General features: G+C 68.1%; 6 protein-coding genes. 3 read left to right on the forward strand and 3 right to left on the reverse strand.

Annotation, left to right across the window (positions count from 1 at the left end):
* The first annotated feature begins 652 nt into the window (after window positions 1–652).
* Both ACFWI9_RS24500 and ACFWI9_RS24505 read left to right on the forward strand, forming a co-directional pair.
* Entirely contained in the window at window positions 653–799 is a 147-nt protein-coding gene (locus ACFWI9_RS24500; RefSeq protein WP_387165186.1) for a hypothetical protein, read from the forward strand.
* A 219-nt stretch (window positions 800–1,018) separates the two neighbouring features.
* On the forward strand, window positions 1,019–1,465 hold the full coding sequence (locus tag ACFWI9_RS24505) for an ATP-binding protein (protein ID WP_387165188.1): 447 nt from the start codon (window positions 1,019–1,021) through the stop codon (window positions 1,463–1,465).
* Between the two features lie 51 nt (window positions 1,466–1,516).
* Here ACFWI9_RS24505 and ACFWI9_RS24510 read toward each other — a convergent pair whose 3' ends face one another.
* From ACFWI9_RS24510 to ACFWI9_RS24520, 3 genes are all read right to left on the reverse strand, one after another.
* Window positions 1,517–1,888 (reverse strand): PRC-barrel domain-containing protein, encoded by a 372-nt coding sequence (locus ACFWI9_RS24510; RefSeq protein WP_387165190.1) that lies wholly within the window; start codon window positions 1,886–1,888, stop codon window positions 1,517–1,519.
* A gap of 197 nt (window positions 1,889–2,085) precedes the next feature.
* The gene (locus ACFWI9_RS24515) at window positions 2,086–2,247 is read right to left on the reverse strand and encodes a hydrophobic protein (RefSeq protein ID WP_387165192.1); all 162 of its coding nucleotides are present in this window, start codon (window positions 2,245–2,247) and stop codon (window positions 2,086–2,088) included.
* A 133-nt stretch (window positions 2,248–2,380) separates the two neighbouring features.
* Window positions 2,381–4,300 (reverse strand): propionyl-CoA synthetase, encoded by a 1,920-nt coding sequence (locus tag ACFWI9_RS24520; protein ID WP_387165194.1) that lies wholly within the window; start codon window positions 4,298–4,300, stop codon window positions 2,381–2,383.
* Between the two features lie 479 nt (window positions 4,301–4,779).
* Between ACFWI9_RS24520 and ACFWI9_RS24525 the strand changes: the two genes are divergently transcribed.
* Complete coding sequence (locus ACFWI9_RS24525; protein ID WP_387165195.1) at window positions 4,780–5,118, forward strand: VOC family protein; 339 nt, start codon at window positions 4,780–4,782, stop codon at window positions 5,116–5,118.
* Window positions 5,119–5,259 lie beyond the last annotated feature (141 nt).

Consider the following 5,259-nt stretch of genomic DNA (forward strand, 5'->3'; position numbering starts at 1 on the left):
GCTCACGGGTCGGGGTGCCCTCGGGCAGGAGCGCCGGCAGCGGGGTCCGTCCATGCCCGGTGCTCCCGTGACCGGTGCATGAGACGGATTCCGGAGGCCGTGACCTGGTCGGGCCGGAACGCGATGGCCAGCAGACCGAGCGTGAGCCAGGCCGCCGCCGCACAGGGGATGAAGCGGCCAGGTGGCTCCGCCACCGACACCCGCGGTGGCCAGCAGGAAGGCGATCGGTACCGCTCTGCCGACCGTCTGGGCGGCGCCAACTCCGTTGAGTGCTACAGCCATCGTCGGTGCGATCATGGCGATCGACACCGCGAGCGCCCCGGCGAATCGCACCTGCGGGTGTGCGGTGGCGGACGCCTTCCTCCGTACGGCCATGGCTCCTCTTCAGATGCGCGGTGCTTTCGGGCCCTGCGGTGCCCCTGGCTCGCCGATCACGACTTGCCCTCCTTTGCACTGCCAGCACGTTTTGCCCGGCTATGGGGGACGACGGTATCGGATGGATGCTTTGCACAAGGCGAGCGGGGCTGAGGAGCCGCGTCGTGCAGCATCAGGCCCCGAACCGTCGCCCCGACCACGTGGCGGCGGATGGCGCTGCGCGGACATCGTTCGAGTGGCACCGGGTATGCGGAGAGGAAACGTCGAAGGAGGAGCAATGCCCGGATTGATGTCACGGCTCAAGCAGTTCACTCAAAGCCCGCAGGGCCGCCGCGCCCTGTCGTCGGCGAAGCGCGCCGCGTCCGACCCGCGCAGGCGTGCCCAGGCCCGCAGCCTGTTCAGCCGACTGCGCGGACGCCGGTGACGCAGAAGGCGCGTACGGGCATAAGGGCGTATGAACATAGGAAAACCGATGTACTCAGGAGCACGCCCTGAGCAGGCAGGGCCGCAGCCGGGCGGGACACCTCGGCCGTGAGCCCATGTCGTCCTTCGGCATTCGCCCCAGAGAGTACGCTCCACGCTCGTGCGCACGCATGCGACGGCTGGTGTACCACCACAGCGGAAAGTCGAGGACCGAAGGACGATGCTGAAGGAGCCGCAGGCCGGCGGCGAGGGCTGTCCTACGCTGCGACAGGCAGGCTACGCATTCGGCGGGGACACCGGATGTATCGCCGAGGCCCGTGACCACGCGGGAGAGTTCCTCGCTCGGGCCCGGGCGGAGCAAGGCTTGGAAGTGTCCTCTCGCGCTACGGAACTGACCCGGCTGGTCGTGAGCGAGTTGGTCACCAACGCCTGCAAATACGCGCCGGGTCCAGTGCTGATGGAGTTGGGAATCACGGAGACCGCGATCGAAGTCGTGGTGTGGGACAGCGACCCGAACGCCCCGGCGGCGCGGACCACCGACCCGAGCCGCATCGGCCGGCACGGCCTGGAGATCGTCAAGGCCGTCACCCAGATGCTCGACGTCGAGCGGCAGGCGGTGGGCAAACGGGTCTCCGCCCGGATCGCCCTCCGCGACACCCAACCCTGATCAAGGGCGGCGGCCCGGCGACCCTGTCGGTCGCCGGGCCTCCCGTGCCGCTCAGAGGATGCGCCCACCGCCCAAGGGCCCGCCCAACCCGTAATAGGAACCCAGCTGTTCATGGTAGTCCGCGTCACCCAGGTGCTTGTCGCGGTAGAACTCCGGGGCGTCCTTGATCTGATCCCTGGTCCTGTCGACGTAGATCTTCCGCTCATCCACATCGACACGGCTCACCGTGCTCGCCGGCAGCAGCACTTCCTTACCGAAGATCCACGGACCGGTGTCCACCACCAGGTAGGCGTCGGCGACCTCGTCGGAGTGCTTGTCCACCTTGCCGATACTGCCGTCGACCGCCTCGACCTTGTACCCCCGCAGGTCCGTGCCAGCCAAGTGGCCCGCCGTCGACTTGTAGCTCCACACGTGCTCAGTCATGCTGAATTCCTTTCTGGAACGTCACGCCGGGGCGGCCCTCCGCCGCGGCCAGGCATTCGAACGTCTCTGCGGCGGCTCATCCGCCCGCACGTCACGTTCCGACTTCTTCGCTTCGGTCAATGCGGCGCATGCGATTCCTTCGCCGTACTCGCCCGACTCGGCGCGGAAGTACTCCGGCGCGCAGGTGTACGTAACTGCTACCAGCGGTACCAGCGGCTGCTGCCGCCCTTGGGGCGAGCGACGAATCCGATCAGCCAGAGCACCAGCACGGCGATCGCGATCCACCAAAGGATCTCCAGCGCAAATCCCGCCCCGAAAAGCAGCAGGATCAGAAGCAGAACGAGAAGCAAGGGAACCATGATTTCCCACCTCCGGAATTCCGTATGCCCCCTGCTTCCGTATTCACGCCAACCGCTGCCGAACTTCATTGACCCGGCTCGGAGAGTCTCTGCGGCGGGGCGTTTCGAGGTGGCACGCCCCACGCCACGCGTATCACCCGCCTTCGGGCCGCAGCACCGGTCGCAGGGCGTCCAAGACGGTGGGGTCCTCGATCGTCGACGGAACGGGCTCTTCGCGGCCCTCGGCCATGGACCTCATGTACTTGCGGAGGATCTTCCCGGAGCGGGTCTTGGGCAGCGCGGAGACGATGTCGACTTCCTTGAAGGAGGCGACCGGGCCGATCTCGGACCTCACAGCCGCGACGAGTTCGGTCCGCAGTTGCGCCGGATCGGTGTCGATTCCGGCTTTGAGGACGACGAGCCCGCGGGGGACCTGGCCCTTGAGCCGGTCCGCCACTCCGATCACGGCGCACTCGGCTACAGCGGGGTGGGAGGCGAGGACGGCTTCCATGGAGCCGGTGGACAGACGGTGGCCGGCCACGTTGATGACGTCGTCCATGCGCCCCATGACGAACAGATAACCGTCCTCGTCCATGTATCCGCCGTCACCGCTGAGGTAGTAGCCGTCGAAGCGCGAGAGGTAGGAGTCGGCATAGCGCTGGTCGTCGCCCCAGAGCGTCAGAAGTGTGCCGGGCGGCAGCGGCAGCCTGACGCAGATCGCGCCCTCGCTGCCGCGGGGCAGCTCCGCGCCCGAATCGTCGAGGATGCGGATGTCGTAGCCGGGGACGGGAACCGTGGGAGAGCCTGGTTTGATCGGCATCGGTTCCAGGCCACGGAGATTGGCGGCCACCGGCCAACCGGTCTCGGTCTGCCACCAGTGGTCGACGACCGGGACACCGAGGGTGTCGGTGGCCCACTGGTACGTCTCGGGGTCGAGGCGCTCGCCGGCCAGGAAGAGCGTACGGAATCCACTCAGGTCGTGGGCGGCGAGGAGCTCGGCCCGGGGATCCACCTTCTTCACCGCACGCAGTGCGGTGGGGGCGGTGAACAGGGCCTTCACCCCATGCTCGGCGATGACCCGCCAGAACGCCGAGGCGTCCGGGGTGCCGACGGGCTTGCCCTCGTAGAGCACCGTGGTGGCGCCCACCAGCAGGGGTGCGTAGACGATGTACGAGTGGCCGACGACCCACCCGACGTCCGAGGCCGTCCACCACACGTCGCCGGGACCGATGTCGTAGATCGCGGACATCGACCAGGCCAGGGCGACGGCATGGCCCCCGTTGTCACGGACGACTCCCTTGGGGCGACCGGTCGTCCCCGAGGTGTAGAGGATGTAGAGGGGGTCGTCGGCGCCGACGGGTACGCAGTCGGCCGGTTCGGCGCCGGCGGTCAGCGTGTCCCAGTCCAGGTCGCCTTCACCGAGGTCCGCATGTGCCTGTTCGCGTTGCAGGATCACCACGGACTCGGGCCGGTGGTCGGAGAGTCGCAGCGCCTCGTCGACGATCGGCTTGTACTCCACGATGCGGCCGGGTTCGATTCCGCAGGAAGCCGACAGCACCACCTTGGGGCGGGCGTCGTCGATGCGGGCGGCCAGTTCCCGGGGGGCGAAGCCACCGAACACCACGGAGTGCACGGCGCCGAGGCGGGCGCAGGCCAGCATCGCGATGGCAGCCTGCGGCACCATCGGAAGGTAGACCACCACGCGGTCCCCCGCACCTACTCCCAGGCCTCGCAGGGCTCCCGCGAACCGGGCCACCTCGTCCCGGAGCTCAGCGTATGTGAAGGACGTCCGCTCCCCGCTGTAGGCGGAGTCGTAGATCAGGGCGGTGCGGTCGCCGTTGCCGGCGGCGATATGCCGGTCGAGGGCGTTGTGGCAGGTGTTGAGCCTTCCACCGGGGAACCAGTGGTAGAAGGGCGGCCTCGAGGCGTCCAGCGCCCGGGTGGGCCACCGCTCCCAGTCGATGGCTTCCGCAGCCCGTAGCCAGAACTTCTCGGGGTTGCCGAGACTGTCGCGATACGCGTCCTCGTAGCGTGGCACGTCGTACTCCTTGTCGTCCGGTCTGCCGGCCCGCATCGATGATCCATATCCGTGACACGTACCGCTTGATCGTCTTCCCACACTCACACACGGGTCTGGTGCCCTGCGGGTTCCCCTGGGCCGCGATGTTCCGGCCATACCGCTCGTACAGTTTTCCTCTGTTCGGCGAGTCTTTCGATATATGACTCACGCGCTCATATCCCACCCCCGCGGACGCGGCGCCCTCGGCGCCGCCCTCGCCGTGGGGCTCTCCTGCCGACAGCGATCGTGGCTACGCCTGCCTCCGCCGCGACACCCGAGGTGACGTGCACTTCCGACAAGGCCGGGCTCGCGACGAAGCTCGCGGCAGACATCAAGTCCGCCTTGACAGGCCGTTCGTCGACCGACGCCGTCGCCGTGCGCGACAACACCACCAACACCACCTGCGGGTTGCGCATCGGTGATCGCTTCGACTCCGCACCTGCTCCACTGGGGGCAGAGCCCGTGTTGTGGACGGCAAGCCTAGTGTGTACCGCATGACTCTGGATCCGAAGATGATCACTATCGACTGCACCGAACCCCGCGTCCTCGCCGCATGGTGGGCCAAGGCCCTGGACACGAAGATCGCCCAGGACTTCGACGGCGAGTTCGTCATCGTCGCCGCGACACCACTGGCACTCGGCTTCCAGCGGGTCGCCGAGTCCCGGCAGGCCAAGAACCGGGTCCACGTGGACTTCCACACGCAGGACCGGCATGCCGAGGTGGACCGGCTGGTCGCCCTGGGGGCCTCCGCCTCCGAAGAGCACTCGATCGGCCCCCTGACGTGGACAGTCTTGCAGGACCCCGATGGAAACGAATTCTGCGTGGCAGGCTGACCGGTGGGGGAGACCGCGTCTGCGGCAGGCGCGGATGCGGTGGTCGTTTCCCTGGGTGCCGATTTGGGGCCCCGGCTAAGCTCCACCGGCCCCGCGGGCGCGCGGCCGTCGCACGAACGCCCCCCCCGCAGCGGGTAGACG

Origin of the sequence: Streptomyces sp. NPDC127084 (genome assembly GCF_042724175.1) — a bacterium.
Lineage (GTDB): Bacteria > Actinomycetota > Actinomycetes > Streptomycetales > Streptomycetaceae > Streptomyces.